The organism is Paenibacillus sp. JT22N7 (genome assembly GCF_059383875.1).
This window is the reverse complement of the sequence record NZ_JBXENY010000005.1, coordinates 236,407-256,553: the sequence shown is the minus strand read 5'-3', so window position 1 is coordinate 256,553 and position 20,147 is coordinate 236,407. Positions and strand designations below refer to the sequence as shown.

At 45.3% G+C, this 20,147-nt stretch carries 12 protein-coding genes; all 12 read left to right on the top strand.

The window, feature by feature from the left end:
- The first annotated feature begins 31 nt into the window (after positions 1 to 31).
- The 12 genes from AC50Y5_RS15620 (at position 32) to AC50Y5_RS15565 (ending at position 19,974) form a co-directional block, all read left to right on the top strand.
- A complete protein-coding gene (locus AC50Y5_RS15620; RefSeq protein WP_494861909.1) occupies positions 32 to 3,757 on the top strand; it encodes a LamG-like jellyroll fold domain-containing protein in 3,726 nt (1,241 codons plus the stop codon).
- Between the two features lie 118 nt (positions 3,758 to 3,875).
- Positions 3,876 to 5,669 carry a sensor histidine kinase gene (locus AC50Y5_RS15615; RefSeq protein ID WP_494861907.1) on the top strand — a complete coding sequence of 598 codons (1,794 nt, stop codon included), beginning with the start codon at positions 3,876 to 3,878 and terminating at the stop codon, positions 5,667 to 5,669.
- Between the two features lie 8 nt (positions 5,670 to 5,677).
- On the top strand, positions 5,678 to 7,261 hold the full coding sequence (locus tag AC50Y5_RS15610; RefSeq protein ID WP_494861905.1) for a response regulator: 1,584 nt from the start codon (positions 5,678 to 5,680) through the stop codon (positions 7,259 to 7,261).
- Between the two features lie 201 nt (positions 7,262 to 7,462).
- Positions 7,463 to 8,815, top strand: a complete 1,353-nt coding sequence (locus AC50Y5_RS15605; protein ID WP_494861903.1) for an ABC transporter substrate-binding protein — start codon at positions 7,463 to 7,465, stop codon at positions 8,813 to 8,815.
- 71 nt (positions 8,816 to 8,886) lie between these two features.
- Positions 8,887 to 9,834, top strand: a complete 948-nt coding sequence (locus AC50Y5_RS15600) for a carbohydrate ABC transporter permease (RefSeq protein WP_494861901.1) — start codon at positions 8,887 to 8,889, stop codon at positions 9,832 to 9,834.
- On the top strand, positions 9,819 to 10,658 hold the full coding sequence (locus AC50Y5_RS15595; protein ID WP_494861899.1) for a carbohydrate ABC transporter permease: 840 nt from the start codon (positions 9,819 to 9,821) through the stop codon (positions 10,656 to 10,658). Before AC50Y5_RS15600 ends, AC50Y5_RS15595 begins: the two co-directional genes overlap by 16 nt.
- A gap of 84 nt (positions 10,659 to 10,742) precedes the next feature.
- On the top strand, positions 10,743 to 11,690 hold the full coding sequence (locus tag AC50Y5_RS15590; protein ID WP_494861897.1) for a glycoside hydrolase family 43 protein: 948 nt from the start codon (positions 10,743 to 10,745) through the stop codon (positions 11,688 to 11,690).
- A 36-nt stretch (positions 11,691 to 11,726) separates the two neighbouring features.
- A complete protein-coding gene (locus tag AC50Y5_RS15585) occupies positions 11,727 to 14,117 on the top strand; it encodes an alpha-L-arabinofuranosidase family protein (protein WP_494861895.1) in 2,391 nt (796 codons plus the stop codon).
- A gap of 46 nt (positions 14,118 to 14,163) precedes the next feature.
- Positions 14,164 to 15,618, top strand: a complete 1,455-nt coding sequence (locus tag AC50Y5_RS15580) for a family 43 glycosylhydrolase (RefSeq protein ID WP_494861893.1) — start codon at positions 14,164 to 14,166, stop codon at positions 15,616 to 15,618.
- A 989-nt stretch (positions 15,619 to 16,607) separates the two neighbouring features.
- Entirely contained in the window at positions 16,608 to 17,516 is a 909-nt protein-coding gene (locus AC50Y5_RS15575) for an ABC transporter permease (protein ID WP_494862316.1), read from the top strand.
- Positions 17,517 to 17,537: 21 nt separating this feature from the next.
- Positions 17,538 to 18,419 (top strand): carbohydrate ABC transporter permease, encoded by an 882-nt coding sequence (locus AC50Y5_RS15570; RefSeq protein WP_056041787.1) that lies wholly within the window; start codon positions 17,538 to 17,540, stop codon positions 18,417 to 18,419.
- A 37-nt stretch (positions 18,420 to 18,456) separates the two neighbouring features.
- Complete coding sequence (locus AC50Y5_RS15565; RefSeq protein WP_494861891.1) at positions 18,457 to 19,974, top strand: extracellular solute-binding protein; 1,518 nt, start codon at positions 18,457 to 18,459, stop codon at positions 19,972 to 19,974.
- Positions 19,975 to 20,147: the final 173 nt, after the last annotated feature.

Here is a 20,147-nt window from a genome sequence, read left to right as displayed (position 1 = left end):
GGAAAAAGAATAAAAGGAGGGTAATAAAATAATGAGTAGAAAGCGTTTTCGACAATTTGTTTCCTGCATTCTTTGCGCTATGTTGGTCGTTTCGGGCGTTATCTTCGTTGGCGGCCAGACAGCGAAAGCGGCTATTTCGCCGCTTATTACTTCTTACAAGCCTCAGGTCGTAAATACCGATGTCAATGCGTCTTATATTGATTCTTCCGGGAACACGATATCGGCAATCATCCACCATCCGGGCATTGCAATGAGACAGGCAGATTTGGACAATATGCGCGATCATGTAAGAGCGGGCGACGAGCCTTGGAACACGGCATTTAATACCTTTTCCAGCAAACCCCAATCCAGCGAAAATCCAAGAATTTATTATGAATCCGGGTATGATTTATTCGTCAATGTTCCGGGTCCATGGGCCTTTACGGACGCAAACGGCGTATATCGGTCCAATCCCAGCGATTATGTAGGTACTCGGGCCAATACGGATTCCGAAACCGCTTTCATACAGGCGATTATGTGGTATGTTACCGGTAATGAAACGTATCGCTCGAATGCCATGACGATCATCAGAAATTACGCAGCAATACAGTCTGTTGTTAAACATACGAACTTCCGTTTTGCAACGTCGACTTATTTGCTTGCGGCAGCGGCAGAAATTTTGCGCTATTCCGATACGCCGACGCAGAGTCTGAAATGGTCGGATACCGATACTCAAAATTTCACAAATATGATGGAGCTTCTTAGAAACACTTATGATCAATCTGAGGATCCTAATCAAGCCCATAATTTCTTCATGAATCAGCATCAGTTTGCCATCATGGGGATGATTGCGCGAGCTATCTTTAACAATGACCTGCAGCTTTATGCGGAGGCCGTGGAAGCAACGACAGTTAACTCAGCAGGTAACCCGGGAGGAAGAAACGGTTCGATCAAGCATCAGATGCGGTGGATGACGGCCAATGAAATAACAGGAGAACCGTTGGCTCCATTGGATTACCACGTGCAGTTAATGGAAATGGGGCGCGATGCGGGACATACTTACGGCAATGTCGGTGGACTGTCTACATTGGTGAAAACCATCGATGCCCAAGGTACGAAAGTTGACCCGATGAATGGAACGATTTCTACTGCTTCGAATGCGGTCAATGTATTCAATTTCCTAGATGATCGGTTATTGGCAGGAGTGACATACACTCTGAAGTATCATCTTGGTCATGATGTTTTATGGACCCCTGCGTACTCGGACGGATACACAGCTGGAGCCGCATATTATGACAAAATCAACTCGGACGGCAGGGGCAGAATCGATCCTTACTTAAGTGTTTTATATAACTATTATAAATATATGGAACAAAGGGATATGACCCAAGAAAAATATAAATACCTGGCCTATGCCTATGAAACGGGAATGCCAGAAGTTGCTGCGAAGGATTATCCGCTTGCTACTTTGTTGTACACACCTGATGCAGCACAAACAGTGGGCCTGAGCAACCAGATCACTTTAGGCTCAATATCGGGCTTGACAGCAACGGCAGCAGGCCCGGCTACGATCAACTTAAGTTGGACGGCTGTACCGGGAGCACTGGGATATAACTTATATAGATCACTAACAGCAGAGGGAACTTATACAAAGATTAATAGTGCACCATTTACAGCAGCCTCTTATAGCAATACCGGGTTAGAATCGAATATGATTTACTATTATCAGGTAAGCGTAGCCGGGGGATCGACGTCAGCTGTCGTATCCGCGGCAACGGGAGGAACCGGAGTTCCGATTTTGGATGCAAGCAGTTATACCATTATGCTGAATGATACACATATGACGGTATTAACGGTCATGGATTCGGACAGGAGCGTTCAGGATCTTACAGCTCAAGCGAGTTATTCATCATCTAACCCGGCCGTGGCAACAGTGAATGCAGGAGGCGTAGTTACGGGTGTAAGTTTAGGTACGGCTACGATTACAGCTACCTACAATGGACAGAATTACAATGCCGCCGTAAAAGTAGTCATGGATACTAACTTAAATACCTGGTATAAATTTGACGAAACGAGCGGTACTACGGCCGTGGACTCGTCCGGCTACGGAAATAACGGAACGGTTATTGGCGGAAGCAATGCAACATGGGCGGCAGGCAAATACGGTAATGCGATTAACTTTGGAGGAACGAATACGACAGCAGCTTATGTAGCATTGCCAAGCCATATTGTAGATCGATTGAATAGTATGACATTTTCAGCTTGGGTGAAGTCCAGCAATACGGCCGATGCAATCAGCTTATTTACGGCTGGGCCGGCAGCTGCCGCGACGCCAACGAAATATATGATGATGCTGCTTAATGGAAGTCGATTTACGATTACCGCTAATGGTAATACGGCGGAACAGAATATTTCGCAAGGCAGCAATTTAACGGCGAATACATGGAAGCATATTGCGGTAACTTTATCAGGAAGTACCGGTATTCTCTATATCGACGGAGTTCAGGCAGCAACAAATACGGGTATGACGTTTAAGCCTTCCGATCTGGCACCGACGACCAGTGGAAACTTTATTGGAAAATCGGAATGGGCAGGTGATAAATATTTGAAGGGGCAGATTGATGATTTCCGAATCTATAACCGTGTTTTAAGCTCGTCTGAAATTGCTGGCGTAATGAATGGGCAAACATTGGCAACCGTTCCTGCAACGCCAACAGGGGTAACGGCGATAACAGCGGATTACAGTTCAATCAACTTAAGCTGGTCAGCCGTATCAGGTGTAACTGGTTATCATGTCTACATGTCTACTTCTTCAGCAGTGAATGCGATATATACAAACTTAAATTCGGATGCTATTAGCGGAACAACATTTGCCGTCCGTGGATTACAGGCGAATACAACCTACTATTTTAAAGTCAAGGCAGTCAATGCGGTAGGAGATTCAGGTATTTCATCTATTGCTTCAGCAGCAACCCTAAATAATATGCCGGATTCCAGTCTGCTCACTTGGTATAAATTTGACGAAACGAGCGGTACTACGGCCGTGGACTCGTCCGGCTACGGAAATAACGGAACGGTTATTGGCGGAAGCAATGCAACATGGGCGGCAGGCAAATACGGTAATGCAATTAACTTTGGAGGAACGAATACGACAGCAGCTTATGTAGCATTGCCAAGCCATATTGTAGATCGATTGAATAGTATGACATTTTCAGCTTGGGTGAAGTCCAGCAATACGGCCGATGCAATCAGCTTATTTACGGCTGGGCCGGCAGCTGCCGCGACGCCAACGAAATATATGATGATGCTGCTTAATGGAAGTCGATTTACGATTACTGCTAATGGTAATACGGCGGAACAGAATATTTCGCAAGGCAGCAATTTAACGGCGAATACATGGAAGCATATTGCGGTAACTTTATCAGGAAGTACTGGTATTCTCTATATCGACGGAGTTCAGGCAGCAACAAATACGGGTATGACGTTTAAGCCTTCCGATCTGGCACCGACGACCAGTGGAAACTTTATTGGAAAATCGGAATGGGCAGGTGATAAATATTTGAAGGGGCAGATTGATGACTTCAGAATCTACAACCGTGTTATTAGCGCATCAGAAGTTACGAGTGTAATGAATGGGGGAACTTTGGCAGTGTCGACAATGCCGACAGGCGCATCAGCCAGCGGCGGGCCTTATACAACGATTGTTACAGATGTAATTGGAACAAGCTATACTGATTCAGGCCTGACGGCAGGTGAGATTGCTTCCTTTGCTCTTTAATTTTGAGAGCTTGAAAATTTGTGGTAAGCTAAAGACCGCTCTTATGGAGGAGCGGTCTTTATTTACGAGGAGATACAATTGTTATCATACACTGTTATGGTGGTAAGGGGACCAGACTATGAAAACTTCCCGCATGTTTCGTAAAAGTATTCAGAGCAAATTTTTTATTGCTTTCTTACTTGTAATGATCATTCCAACTACTGCGCTTAGCGTGAGCTCCTACTTCTTGTCCGTGAAAATTGTGAAAGAAAAGGTCAGTCAATCCTTTCAAGAAAACTTATTGTATATTGGGAATTCAACAGAAAAGGAGCTTGCAGGCATTGAAAAGATTACGGAGTTGATCTACATCAACGAGGATATCCAGCATGCCATAACGGCCGATAACAGCAACAATATTGAGTTCTATATGAATTTGAAAAGAGTCGATCAAGTTTTTGATAATATATCGTTTTACTCGAACTATTACTCCTATATTACATCCCTCTTTGTATTCGGAAAAAATGGCAGTCAGTTTACTTATGGCAATGATGCCTATACCATTAACACCGATGACATTCAAACCTCAGCATGGTATAAAACCATGCTTGAATTAAACGGAAAAGTCCTTTGGCTAGGCGTTCACGACAATGACAACGACTTCAGGAGAAATCAGGTGTTTTCAATTGCCAGAGTCATTAACGATACGAATCACAATAACATCGGAGCTATCTATTTGAATTTGAGTACGAAAGTATTTACGGATATTTTAAGCAAGGCTTCGCTAAAGACGCAAAGTCAAATTTATGTGGTGGATCAACGTGGAAGAATCGTGTTTCCCGAACAGCAAAGCACCAAAACGTTACAATCAGAAGGAATTAGCCTTCCAGATCATATCAAAGAATCAGGCCTTGAAATCAAGAAGGATGGACAAACATTTCTTACTTCTTCTTATAAAATCGAGGAGTATGGTTGGAAAATCATTCAGATGGTGCCCGTTGAGGCGCTGACCAAAGATAATAAAATCATCATTAACGTAACGGCAATCGTGTTTCTAATTTCGTTTTTATTTACGGGAATCCTCTGGTACCTAGTTTCAAGAAATATCGTGCTTCCCATCAAACATTTGATTTCTACGATGAAAGAACTGAGGGGCTCTAATCTTGATGTGAAAGTTAATGTAACGAGTACAGATGAAATCGGCCTGTTAAGCGTAACTTATAATTACATGATCCAGCGGATTAACGCGTTATTCAATCAGGTCGTTGAGGAAGAAAAGCAAAAAAGGAACGCCGAAATCAAAGCACTTCAAGGACAGATTAATCCTCATTTTCTCTATAACACGCTGAACACGATCCGCTGGATGGCGATTATTCAGAAAGCAGATGGGATTAAAGAGGTTGTTGATGCATTAGGCCGTTTGCTGAAAAACACGTTCAGACAGCCCACCTCGATGATTACGTTGGGTGAAGAGATTGTTATGATCAAAGACTATATATTCATTCAGCAAACGAGATATCGGGACAAGTTTCAAGTTAATTATGAGGTGGAAGAACCGTTCTATGCTGCGGAATGCGTTAAATTTATTTTGCAGCCGATTGTCGAGAATGCGATATTTCATGGGATTGAACCCAAGGAAGGGCCTGGAGTCATCACAATTAAGGTGTGTGCCGAGGATTCTGTGCTCCAGATAACGGTAGAGGATAACGGTGTTGGCATGTCGGATGAACAAATATCGGAAACGATGAAATTCCGTCACCCGAATCGGGAGAACAGCAATGGGATTGGCGTACAAAATGTTCATAATCGCATTCAAATGATATATGGCGAGAAGTTTGGTTTGCACATCGAAAGCAAACCCTTATGTTATACGAAGGTTCATATCACACTCCCATTATCCTTTAACCAAAATCCGAACGATACTGAAATAAGGTGAGATTACCGATGATTAAAGTACTTATTGTTGACGATGAAGCGTTAGTTCGTATAGGCATCAAGACGATTATCCCATGGGAAGAACTTGGGCTAGAACTTATTGGGGAAGCAGAGAACGGAAAAAAAGCATTGGAGATGGCCAGGGAGCACGTCCCTGACATTATCCTAACGGATATCAAAATGCCGATCATGACGGGCATAGAGCTGCTAAAGGCGTTGAAGCGGGAAGACCACCCGGCTAAGTTTATTATTCTTAGCGCCCATGATGATCTCGAATTCGTCAAAGAAGCGATGAAGAACGGAGCCGAGGATTACATCCTAAAACTAGAATTGGAATCCGAACAACTCATTAGCATATTAAAGGAATTAAAGACGTTAATCTTGACATCAAGCAGCGAGCAAGTATATGTCTCAACTGCAGGGCCTGCCTATCATGCTCCTCTTCACAAAGAAAAGCTCTTTAAAGATATGCTGCTCGGCGTTGTTAAGACACAATCCGAGATCCTCCATCAATTAGAGGTGAATAGGTTAACGTTCCCGGAGGAGCAGTTGGTATGTCTCATTATTGAAGTCGATGATGCGTCCATTTATCTAAAATATGGCGAATCTCCGCATCTGCTCGATTATTCCGTATTGAATATTTTGGAGGAGGTGCTGTCCAGTTACGCATACGGACATGTCGTCAGCCTTCAACTGAAGCAGTTTATTGCGGTGTTGTCGTTGCGGCCAAAGGGGGATGCGAAGTCCTCCGAAGGGTTGGAAGAGTTAATGGCAAATTTACGGATCACGCTGCGCAAATATTTAAGCACTTCGGTCAGTATCGGGATCAGCGAAATTTATGATGGCTATGAACGACTCCAGCAAGCTTATAGAGAAGCTAAAGAAGCTGTCCGATTTGCCTTTATTTATCCGAGAGGGACAAATGTTTATTATCGCGATATTTGCTCGCTGTCTTCGCAAGAAACGGATGACTTATCAGCGGAAATGAAGAGCCTTGAAAAAGCGTTCATTGACGGAGAAATGGATGATATCCAGCAAGCGTTGGAACGGTTAACCGAGGGGATCAGTCGTAACCATAAACTGACTAAAGAACTTCTGATGGGGATCAGCTTCACCATCTTTTATTTATTCCAGAGCTTTGTTGAAAATTATCAGCTCAGCGAGAAGGAAATCCTCACCAAGGATATGTATGATCGCATAAGCACAATGAGTATGAAAGTTGATTTTATCGATTGGATCAATCAATTAAAGGATCGGATGACCCGGCAACTGATGGAGAACTATGAAAGCTTGAGAGTCTACTTAACGAAGCAATTTATCAATAAACACTATAAAGGTGAGCTGTCTCTGGAAAAAGTAGCGGACTATTTGCAGCTTTCCCCCGCGTATCTGAGCAATTTGTTTAAGAAAGAAACGGGACAAAATTTTATCGATTACGTAACCGAAGTCAAAATTGGCCGCGCAAAATTTCTGCTTAAGACAACGGATTTGAAAATTTCCGAAATCGCAAGAGAAGTTGGTTATGGGGATGAATACTATTTCAGCAAAGTGTTCAAAAAGAATGTAGGGGAGTCCCCCTTAAAATATCGATAACGATCTGAAATGTACTTAATGGGATGACAACAATCTCAAAAAAGTACATTTTTTCTTTAAATAAGACAAATTCGCGCAGCAGAAAAATAGCGATATAGATAAATAGGATAAAAAGATAAAAGATATTGCATGGGAAAGACCAGTGGAGAATTTTATACTTTAATCAGAAAGACGATGAAATTATCGAAGGGGGCTAATACGATGAAAATAACAAAAAAAGCAGTGTTATCGTTGCTGTTGCTTGGGTTCGCAGGAACTTCTATTGCAGGCTGTAGCGGAACGAGTGACTCGCCTAACGAGTCGGCCGCAGAATCGAATGGGGGCGCGAATCCGGTCACGATCAAGTGGTATGTGACATCCGGAACAAGCAATCAGCCGACGACCAAGCAGATTCTGGCTGATTACAAAGCCGAATCCGGGGTGACGGTGGCGCTGCAAGTGGTTCCTGGCGACGGAGAGGCCATCTACAAAAAAATCGACGTGGATCTTTCGGCAGGCGGCGACGTGGACCTGATTACAATTCAAAATCCGATTGTACATGCGAAATATGCTACCAATGATTGGCTTCTGCCGCTAAATGATATTTATAAAGAAGAGGGCTATGATTACGAGGCGGAGTTTGGCAAGAATTTGACCAAATTTAATGGGGATACCGTTTATACGCTTCCGGACGGCGTAGTATCTTGGGTTGTATTCTACAACAAAAAAATATTTGACGATGCGAATGTCTCTTATCCGAAAGGCGAATGGACGTGGGATGAATATATCGAAACCGCGAAGAAGTTAACCAATGCCAGCAAAGGGATCTACGGATCGTCCATGCCCGACTATGACAGCATTTTATATCTGTTGGCCCAGCAGCGGGGCATAAACGGTTATAAGGCGGACGGGTCCTCCAACTATGATGATCCTGCTTTCAAAGAAGCGTTGCAATGGTATGGGGATTTGGGTAATACGCTGAAAATTCAGCCGAGTTGGCTAGAAATCAAGTCCAAAAAAATACCGTATGACACGTTCATGACTGGTAAATACGGCATGCAGTTTATCGGCTCCTGGTTTTCTTTCGCCCCACAGGATTTGAAAACCTATCCGCGGGATTGGAAGGTAGGTGTTACTCAGATTCCAATTGATCCGCAGGGCAAAAATAGCATCGGATCGTCCGGAGGCATTGCGGTAAATAAAGCATCGAAGCATCCGAAGGAAGCGGCGGATTTCGTAAAATGGTTTGCCAAAAATAATTATAAGTATTCCGGCGGGATGACAGCGCAAGTGAATCTGAGTGATGAGGAAGCGAACAAAATTTTTACCGATATGGCTTCCAAATACCCGGCTTCGGACGGTATTACGTCAGAGGAACTTAAAGCGGCTTTATTAACACCTAACCTTGGAATTGTACCTGAGAAAATTACGGGAACCATTCCGACCGAATATGGAAATATCATTCTGCAAGAAGGCGAATTGTATCTGGTTGGTCAAAAGTCGCTGGATGATACGATCAATGCGATCAAGACCCGTGCGGATGAAGCGATAAAAAAACAAAGCACAGTTAACTAACGAATGGTCCTTGCAAGCAAATAAAAGGTCACTTATGCGGATAAGTGATCTTTGAATTAGGAGTGAGAAGCGTGTCCATACCACGGCAAATCGATGCTACCTTAAGTATAGAAAAAAAAGACAAAAGAAGACGCTTGAGTTTGGATAAACAAGAGGCGAGGGCTGCTTTCGTCTTTGTGCTGCCGTTCTTTATCGGATTCGTTATTTTCGGATTAGCGCCTTTTTTTTATGCGCTTTATATCAGCTTTATGGATTTCAATTCGTTCAAATCGTTGGATTCCTTGAAATGGGCCGGTTTATCCAACTATAAGGCAATCTTTCATGATTCCGTTGCCGTATCCTCGTATTTCAAAAGCTTCTATTATACGGTGATTTACGTCCCATTGTTGACGGCGGCCGGTTTTGCAGCAGCCGTCATGTTGAATAAAACGTTTCATTGGAAGGCTTTTTCAAGATCCTTATTCCTGATGCCGTATGTCGCCAACATCGTTGCCATTTCGATCGTGTTCACGATGCTGTTTGATCCCTTTGGCGGAATCGTCAATACGGTGCTTATGAAAATGGGCGTGGACAATCCGCCTTTGTGGTTCGCAGGCAGCGGCACCGCTATTTTAACTACTGCGCTGGTCGCGGTATGGGCCAATTTTCCGTTTCAAATGATCGTATATCTGGCTGCGCTTCAAGGCGTTCCAAGCGATTTGTACGAAGCGGCAGAAATTGATGGAGCATCCAGATGGCAGCGGCTGACCCGAATTACGCTTCCACTGGTATCACCGACTACTTTCTTCTTGGTCATTACGGCGACCATCGGGTCGTTCCAGAACTTTACGATCTTTAATGCGCTTACTAGAGGAGGACCGGGTATTGCTTCCCGAGTCAGTTCGCTAAATATTTACGAAGAGGCATTTTCTCTCAATCACTACAGTTATTCGGCGGCGCAAGCTATTGTCTTGTTTGTGATCATTCTGCTGATTTCGGCTATTCAATGGGGAGGGCAGAAAAAATGGGTGCATTATTAGCAAAAAAGAACCTGTCCACAACACTGTACTCTATCCTTATGTTTATCATCGCGCTTACTATGATTTCTCCATTTATTTTTATGATCTCCGCTTCGTTGAAAACGACCGCGGATGCTTTCGATGATCCGCTTGCCCATATTATTCCGAAAACGATCTATTGGGAAAACTATAAGACGTTGTTTTCATCGCCTGATTATTTCATTTGGATCGGCAATTCGTTTAAGGTAGTTGTCCTTTCGATCTTGCTGCGCGGGTTCATGGTCACGATGGCTGCTTATGCATTTGCCAGATTGAATTTTAAGGGGAAAAGCTTGCTGCTATTCTTTTCGATGTCTACGCTTGCGATTCCGTCCGATACGACTGTTGTAGCCCGTTATTTAATGTATAAATACCTGCATATGCTGGACACCCATTGGGCGATTATTATTCCGGCGATTTTCGATGTGTTCTTCTTATTCCTGCTGCGGCAATTTTTCATGGGAATTCCAAAAGAAATTACAGAAGCGGCCATTATGGATGGATGTTCGCATTATCGCGTGTACTTCCGCATCATCCTTCCATTGGCGGTACCCGCATTGCTGACCATGGTGATCTTCTCCTTCGTCTTCATTTGGAACGATTTTGCAGGTCCCTATATCTTCATTTCCAGTCAAGAGAAGCAGTTGGTGACCGTTGGCATTCAGTATTTTTCGTCTATAGCCGGAGCAAATTATTCCCTCCAGATGGCTGGTGCTTCGATCGTCGTTCTTTTGCCAATTATTTTATTCACCTTTGCTCAGAAATATTTTGTGCAAGGGATTGCTTCCAGCGGTGTGAAAGGTTAGGTATCACGCGGATGGAATTGGCGTCTGCCTTGAGGCAAGCGCTGCGGTAAGCTTAATCTAATAATCAGGTTTGGAGGGTTAACTTTGCAGGCTTATTTGTTTGTACATTTCAAAGAAAAGAGAACGCCGGATGGCGAGCAGGTGTACTTCGGTGTGAGCAAGAATGGCTTTGACTGGGAGCAAGTGAATGATGGGAACCCCGTATTGTGGAGTTATTACGGTGACAAGGGTGTCAGGGATTTTACGATTACCCGCACGAAGACAGGCAAATTTGTTATTTTGGCCACCGATTTGAGTTTGTCCTACGGCATGCTGAATCAATATAACCATTCATGGGCGGAAGCTGCACGGAACGGGAGTAAATGTTTGTCGTTCTGGGAGTCTGACGATCTGGTCAATTGGTCGGAGCAGAAGATGATCAAGCTCGGAGATGAGGATTTCGGCTGTTTATGGGCACCAGATATTATCTATGACAAGAACCACGACGACTACGTTATTCACTGGTCTTCGACTCATAGCAGCAATGATTTTGGATCAAAGGGAATTTATTATTCCCGGACCAAAGATTTTGAGCAGTTCAGCAAAGCGCAATTGCTGTATCAGAAAGAAGACAGCGGCGTCATTGACTCTGCGATGTATGAGGAAGACGAACGGTATTATATGTTCTTAAAGAGCGAACAAAATCCCGGCAAAATCATTCTCATGAAGTCGGAGGAGATTACCGGTCCATTCAAGAGAGTTGAGGCATTTGATCAAAGTATGGAGGTCGTCGAGGCCGGTCTTTATGAGGCACCAACGGCGATTCAATTGGAGGATGGAAGATGGTGTCTGTTCCTAGACTTCTATGGCTGCTCAGCTGAAGAGCAGGGGTATGTGCCCTTCATAGCGGAACGTCTGGCTAGCGGGAAATTCATTCGTTCCGACACCGCCTTCACGTTCCCTTATGGCTACAAGCACGGTACAATTCTCACCATTACGATGGAAGAATATGAAAGATTGAACGCCTATGCGAAGCAGCCATCCGAATACTAGGCAGCATCTAATGTGAAATGAGGGGATAGAGAGACCATGAGCAAGCAAGGAACGATCTCTGTCGTAACGAAAGAGAAGGGAGCCGCATTGGGGGATATGTTCGGTATATTTTTCGAGGATATCAATCATGCTGCGGATGGCGGTTTGTATGCCGAGATGATTCGCAACCGTTCGTTCGAATTCGACCCGATTGACCGGAGTGATTACCATGGTTTAACGGCTTGGGACAAGGTTGAGCTTGGCGAAGGGAAGAGCAGCATCGTTGTGGAACAGACTGATCCTATCCATCCACGTAATCCGCACTACGTTGCAATTGAAATCGTAGCACCGGGAGCAGGCGTAGGTATTAAAAACCTGGGCTTCAATTCGGGACTGCCGTATCGCGAAAGGGAAACATACTTATTCTCCATGTATGCCCGGCGGAGCACAAGCTTTGACGAGCCAATCGTTGTAACGTTGGAAGGCATCGACGGTACGGTTTACGGAAAAGCGGAGATGTTGGTCACATCAGAATGGGCGAAATACGAGGTTGTTCTTGCGTCTTCGGCTACCGACTTTTGCGGCCGGCTTGCAGTTGTGACCCGAGGCAATGGCACTTTGTATTTGGATATGATTTCGCTTTTCCCCACCAAGACGTTTCGTGGCAGACCTGGTGGAGTACGCGAGGACATCGCGGAGATGTTGGCAGATCTTAAACCGAAATTCATGCGTTTCCCGGGTGGATGTCTTATTCATGACGGCTCATTAAACGCAGAGGACCGCAATGCCATGTACCGATGGAAAAACACGATCGGACCTGTTGAACAGAGGCCTCCGCGCAGAAACAACTGGCATTATCATCAGACGCTGGGGCTTGGTTATCTCGAGTATTTTCAACTTTGCGAGGACATTGGTGCCAAGCCGATCCCGATCTTGCCGGCAGGTTATGACCCTCATCACCAACGTATCGTTCCGATTGACGAGCTGGGACCATGGATTGATGATGCACTTGATCTGATTGAATTCGCGAGTGGCGACGCTGCAACGGAATGGGGGAGCGTACGGGCACAGCTTGGACATCCGGAACCTTTCCAGCTCGAGTATATCGGCATTGGCAATGAAGAGGTCGGGGAGCCGTTCTTCGAACGATATGCCTATTTTCATCAGGCGATTAAAGCGAAATATCCCGACATCAAGATCATCAATTCAAGCGGACCGTTTGCGGCTGGCGGCGAATACGAACGGGGATGGCAATCCGCACGGGATAACCATTCGGACTACGTGGACGAGCATTATTATATGTCACCGGACTGGATGCTGGCTCATTATCACCGTTATGATTCTTTCAAAGCCGCTGATCCAAAAGTGTTTCTAGGCGAGTACGCTTCTTGGGGCAATACGTACTATAACGCATTAGTGGAAGCGGCCTTCATGATTGGACTTGAAAGAAATGCTCATGCCGTTGGTTTGGCTTGTTATGCACCACTCCTGTGTAACGCTGATTATGTGAATTGGAAGCCGGACATGATCTGGTTTAACAATCATCAGGTGTTCGGCACGGCAAATTATTATGTCCAGCAGCTCTTCATGCACCATCAAGGCGACCACTTGCTGCGTATTGAATCGGAAGGGTTTGACACCCCGGCGCAGCCTGCAGGAAATGCAGATCGTCTGGAAGGCAAGCTGCTCGTTGGGGCGAACCTCAATACGTGTGAATATCGCGATATACGCATCATTAATCTCGAGACAGGCGAAGAACGGCTGCTTGCAGACCAGATTGAAATTAGCGATTCAGAAGAAGATCGGATTCATACCGCTCAGCTTGGTCGCAAAATGGTCGTGGGCGAAACGAACTGGACGCACTATTCGTTCCGGACGAAAGCGATGAAGACAGGGGGCATCAGAGGATTCATTTTGTATTTTGGTCATCTGGATGAAGCGAATTATGTAATGTGGGAGGTCGGAAGCTTCCACAATCAGGAATCGATGATTCATGCCATGTCGAGCGGGATGAGATCGTGTCTGACGCAAAACCTGCTCCAGATCGAGCTTAATGTGGAATATGAGCTGGAAGTGCGTGTGGAAGGCCGGAAGATCCGTACCTTTATTGACGGTACTTTGATCAGTGAGACGGAACATCTCGTGCCTATTATTGAGCCGCTATACTGCTCGGCCAGCATGGATGAGACAACCGGCGATGTGATCGTCAAAGTCGTAAACGTACAGGATGTCCATGTTCCGGCGCAGCTCCAACTCGTCGACGCGCATACGGATAAACTATCTATTGAAATCTATGAATTGTCTGGTCACGCACTGGATGCCGTGAACAGCTTTGAAGCGCCGCATAATATAAAACCACAACATAGGAGCATGCAAACATCAACAAATCAAGTCAATTATGAATTCACGAAACATTCGTATACGGTTTTCCGGATTAGAAGAGGATAACCCGATCGCCTGTGGTAGGCATTCATAATTAAACGGGAGGCAAACCATGTCACGAGTTCACGGTCTTCAAGCTATAATGGCAGGCGACTATCCGGATCCATCCATTGTGAGGGTTGGTCTGGATTACTATATGACACATTCTTCATTCCACTATACCCCAGGGCTGCTCGTATGGCATTCCCGTAATTTGATCGACTGGAAGCCGATCGGTCACGCGATCAAGGAGCATGTGGGCGGATCGATTATGGCGCCGGATTTGATCTACCATGAGGGATGCTATTACATCTATTTCCCAGCCGGCAGAACCAATTGGGTCGTAACCGCAGACAGCCCTGCGGGCCCATGGAGCCAACCGGTTGACTTGAAGGTTGGCTATATCGACCCGGGACACATGGTTGATGATGAAGGGAATCGTTACTTATTCTTATCGGAAGGTTACCGGATTCGATTGTCAGAAGACGGCTTATCTACCGTAGGAGAGTTAGAGCAGATATACGAAGGCTGGAGATATCCGAAGGAATGGCTGACGGAAGGGTTTTATCTGGAGTCTCCTAAGCTTAACTTTAAGGATGGCTATTACTATATGACCAGTGCTCAAGGGGGGACAGCCGGACCTGCGACCAGTCATATGATCGTCTCCGCTCGCGCCAAGTCGCTGGATGGACCTTGGGAGAATTCGCCTTACAATCCGATCGTGCGCACGAAAAATCGCAGCGAAACATGGTGGTCCAAGGGACACGGGACGCTGGTGGATACCCCTGAAGGGGATTGGTTTGTCGTCTATCACGCATATGAAAAAGACTATTATACGCTCGGCAGACAGACGCTGATCGAACCGATTCAATGGACAACCGACGGCTGGTTCACCGCGGTTGATCCCGAAGGTGAAGCTACTGCTGAGACCGATCCTGTTGCAACCGCAGAGCTTTCGGATAGCGCTTTGACGCTGGTGGATTCCGGACGATTGGGGCTTCAATGGCATTTCTTCGGCGGGGAACGTCTGCGCGATTACATGATCGAAGATAACCAGCTGGTGTTGAAGGCAGCCGCGAAGGAAAGTGCCGAACCACTCTTGTGCATTCCAGTGCACCATGCTTATACTGCGGAGGTTACCGTAACGGTGGAAGGCGAAGCGGAGGGCACGCTTGGCCTCTATTACAAACCGGGATTTCATTGCGGGATCGGCTTTAACGGAAAGGAGCCGTTTGCGTTCCGGAATCGATACAAGAGTGAACACACAGCATTGTCCCAAGGCTCCGTAACGCTCCGAATTGTCAACGATCACCACGAGGTTAGCTTATATTATCGTCACTCGATCGGACTATGGACCAAATTGGATCACGGTTTCGAAATGTCCGGCTTTCATCACAATGTACTGGGCGACTTCTTAAGTCTTCGCATCGCGCTTGACGCAACGGGCGAAGGTACGGTCACCTTTAGCGATTTTGTCTATCGGGCTGGCGTATCGATGACTATGCAGGGCGTGACACACAGCGGATGAATCGCGTAAAGGCCCCTTTTTTCCGCAATCCGATCTACGACGGCGTCGCGTCCTCGCGAGATGGGCTTTTGGTAAAATTGTTATTTTTGATTCGGAATAATCGACATTGAACTTATGGGATAGGATCATGCAATAAAAACAGTGGCAGTCTAGGGCTTTATTTAATCGTCCATGGCTGCCTCTGTTTTTAATGCTGTGGTCAGTCTAATGCTTAATTTTTTCAAACACCTCTTCTTTTAAAGTAAACAAGCAAGTCGATTTGAAAATGGAAATCAATATATTTTTCTAAGCTTGCTACGGTGAAATCAATAATTAACCGAGAGCCTATCTGAAATTTAATAAGTGTATATTATGCATAAACTCTGCATATTTCTAAAATGCGCTTTTTCTCAATTAAAATGAATTTTTAGCAGTGTATAGCACACTAGCCTTTCAATTTCTCAAATGAAATGAAACAGATCTCCTTATTTTACGCGGTTTTTCGTTGAGTAATTCTCATTTAAAATGAAAAATCACATATACTGTGAAATCCATATTTAAATGGATTTGTTCCAAGTTTGTTAAAGACAAAGTACAATTTATTGGTCAGAGATTAACGAGTAATATCTATAGTTGCGTTTCAACAAAATATTTTAAATCGTTTTGACTCGTTAATCGGGCTCACGTTGCTGGATATGCTTCACTCCACCCAAATCGGTTGTGAGGTTGGGATATGAAATTAAGGGTCTGCGTACTGCGGGCTCTTTTTTCATGGGCAAAAACACGAAAAAGCATCCAAAGACAGCGACCTCAACTAATGACAATGCCCTGCAATTACAGCAGAAATGGCACATAACTGGCCAATTAGATCAAGTAGGGACTATCGACGGCAATTACGGTTGCCCCGTATGATGAGGCTGCAGATTCAATTACATATGCAAAGAAAGGAAGGCAGCAGCATGTTAAAAAGAAATACAGAGTCAGTAAGAGTCCCCGCGCCGCGGACATCCATGTCATCTACATTGGTCGGCAGACTTATGCGGAACCGGTGGCTCTACATGATGGTTTTCCCCGGATTATTGTACTTTCTTATATTTAAGTACTGGCCGATGTACGGAATCTTCATCGCCTTTCAAGATTTTCAGCCTTTTCTCGGTTTTTGGAACAGTCCATTTGTAGGGTTGAAGCATTTCGAGCGTTTGTTCAGCGATTCCAGCTTTATGATTCTGTTTCGGAATACGCTCATTCTTGCGACTTACAACATTATTTTTTTCTTTCCGCTGCCGATTATTATTGCGCTTATGCTCAATGAGCTGAGAGTGGAGTTTACAAAGCGTATCGTGCAGACGCTCATTTACATTCCGCATTTTATGTCTTGGGTCGTCGTCGTAGGCATCTCCTACATGTTCCTGACGACGGAAGGCGGCATTATGAACGAGCTGCTAGTCCGCTTTGGAGGCGAAAAGATTAATTTTCTCGTTAGCAATGAATGGTTCCGGACGATTATTACGGCTGAGGTCATGTGGAAGGAAACAGGCTGGGGCACGATCATTTTCCTTGCGGCATTGTCCGGCTTGGATCCTCAGCTCTACGAAGCGGCCCGTATGGATGGAGCGAACAGGCTTCGCCAGCTTTGGCATATTACGCTGCCAGCCATTCGCAGCACCATCATTATTTTGCTCATCTTGCGTCTCGGCCACTTTCTCGACACGGGCTTTGAGCAGATTTTCCTTATGCTTAACGCCATGAACCGTGAGGTTGGAGAGGTGTTCGATACGTACGTATACTCCGTCGGAATCAGCCAAGGACAATACAGCTTCAGCACGGCGGTAGGCGTATTTAAGTCGATTGTTGGTCTGATCCTTGTCGTTGTAGCCAACCGACTAGCCAAAAAATTCGGAGAAGAAGGCATCTATTAGAGAGAGGAGCGTGAAACCACCATGCGAATTAAACAAAGCTGGGGGAGCCGGATTTTCGATAGCGTGAACGTTGTACTACTGCTTGTGTTCGCTTTAATGACTGTCATTCCGTTCATTTATGTCATTGCAGGCTCATTTGCTACCCAGAAGGAATTGTTAATGCGAGGCTTTATTTTATTTCCGACTGAATTTTCTTTGGATGCATACAAGTACATTTTTTCTACTCAAACACTTGTCAGAAGCCTGCTGGTAACGGTTTATATTACGGTTGTAGGCACGCTGATTAACCTTTTTTTCACATGCTTGATGGCTTATCCTTTAGCGCGCAAGGATATGGATTTTCAAAAGCCGATCTTGATGTTGGTTGTGTTCACCATGCTGTTCAGCGGCGGCATGATTCCGACGTTCCTCGTGGTGAAGGAGCTCGGCATGATCGATTCCTATTGGGCCTTGCTTATTCCCGGAGCGATCAGCGCCTTTAACTTGATTATTATCCGCAATTTTTTTCAACAGCTGCCGGATGGGCTGGAGGAATCGGCTAAAATAGACGGCTGCAACGATCTTGGCATTTTTCTTAAAATCGTGCTGCCGCTATCCATGCCCGCTATCGCGACTTTTTCGTTATTTTATGCGGTTGGCCATTGGAATACGTTCTTTAACGCGGTTCTCTACATTAATGACCATACCAAGTGGCCGATCCAGGTGCTCTTGCGGCAAATCGTCATCCTGGCCTCGGGCGGTATTGGGGACTCCAGTACAATGGAAACGGACTATGTCGCTCCACCGGATCAAGCTGTGAAGATGGCGGTAATCGTGGTCTCAACTCTTCCGATTCTGCTTGTATACCCGTTCTTGCAAAAGCATTTTGCAAAAGGGGTATTGCTAGGCTCGGTTAAGGGATGAAGATATAATAGGATTTAGATAAAGGGAGGATGCAAGTATGAACAGAAAATATCAAAAAAGAAGATTAGCGAAAGCAGGGGCATTGCTGGTCACAATCGCGCTGACCGTTACAGCCTGCGGAGGAAACAATGATGGAAATCCGCAAAGCGGCGGCAATTCAGGAGATGCACAAGGACCGCTTCAGCTGACAATGATGCTCCCAACCTACAGTGCGGAGCAAATGCCGGCCAATAGTTCTGTTCTGAAAATGCTGGAGGAGCAAACAGGCGCGAAGCTAAGCGTCTCCTGGGTTCCATCCGCCTCTTATACGGATAAGCTCAGCGCTACTATCGCATCCGGCGAATTGCCAAAAACGTTCGTGGCATTGGAGCCGAAAGCCTCCTACATCGTTAACGCCGCCCGTTCTGGCATGTTCTGGGAAGTCGGTCCGTACCTGAAGAATTATACAAACCTAAGCAAAATGTCGGAGCTCGTCTTAAGCAACGTTTCGATTGACGGGAAAGTGTACGGCTTGTATCGCGAGCGTGATCTCGCTCGCTTCGGGCTGATGATCCGCCAAGATTGGCTTAGCAATCTGGGGATTGAAGCACCTACAAACGTCGATGAGCTTTACAATGTTCTGAAAGCCTTTACAACGGGAGATCCAGACAAAAATGCCAAGCAGGATACGATTGGACTCGCTGTTGGCATGCAAGGAAACAACATCGCAGGGTTCAAAGACATTCTCGTTTATATGGGCGGACCTAACGAGTGGGAGCTTCAGGATGGCAAGCTCGTTCCAGCTCATATGACGCAAGCCTATTTGGATACAATGAAGTTTTACAAAAAGCTGTACGACGAAAAAATCATTAATCAGGACTTCGCAACCGTTCAGGACGGCCGTTCGGTCATGTATAAAGGCCATGCAGGGCTATGGATCGATAATATGCTAGACGGTAAAAACATTGAGGACAACATCAAGAAGGTCGTTCCCAATGCCAAAATCAACTTGCTTAACCGTATCGAAGGATCGTTGGGTGATCGTACGCGCGCTGGTTCTGGTTATCTCGGCATGTATATGATTCCGAAAACAAGCGTCAAAACGGAAGCAGAGCTTGAGCAAATATTGGCATATTTTGATAAAGTGTCTGAGAAGGAAAATCAGAACCTGATGAAATACGGTATTGATGGCCAGCAATATACGCTAGAGAATGGCGTGTATACTCCGAGTTCAGATGCGAAGCTCAGAGCAGATATTACCGACGGCGGTCAATTTATGATTCTACAGGATGAGGTTGTCAATTACGGGACAGAGCTGGAGCTGCTTAGTTCGAAATTGTTTCAGGACAATGCGACGTTCGCCGTGCCAAACCCTGCTGCGCCGTTTATTTCAAACACGGATATTGAGAAAGGCAAGGAGTTGTCCAAAATCATTGCTGATGCAACCGTGAAATTCATTATGGGCGCGATCAACGAGGACGATTGGAACGGTGCGGTCAAGCAATGGCTTCAAAGCGGCGGCAGCAAAGTGATTGAAGAAATGAACGCCGAATACGCCAAGCAGGCTGGGAAATGACTTAAGAGCAAAGCTCAGAGCCGAATGCAATGAAGCATTAATTAGATCAAGAACAATCAAAACGGAGACTGACTTGCTAGTCGTTTTGCATGAATAATGGATGCGGAAGGTTACAGGAACGTATGGGAAGTCAGGAGCTGCATGATGGCTAAATAAGGAGTTTTCTTGTACAC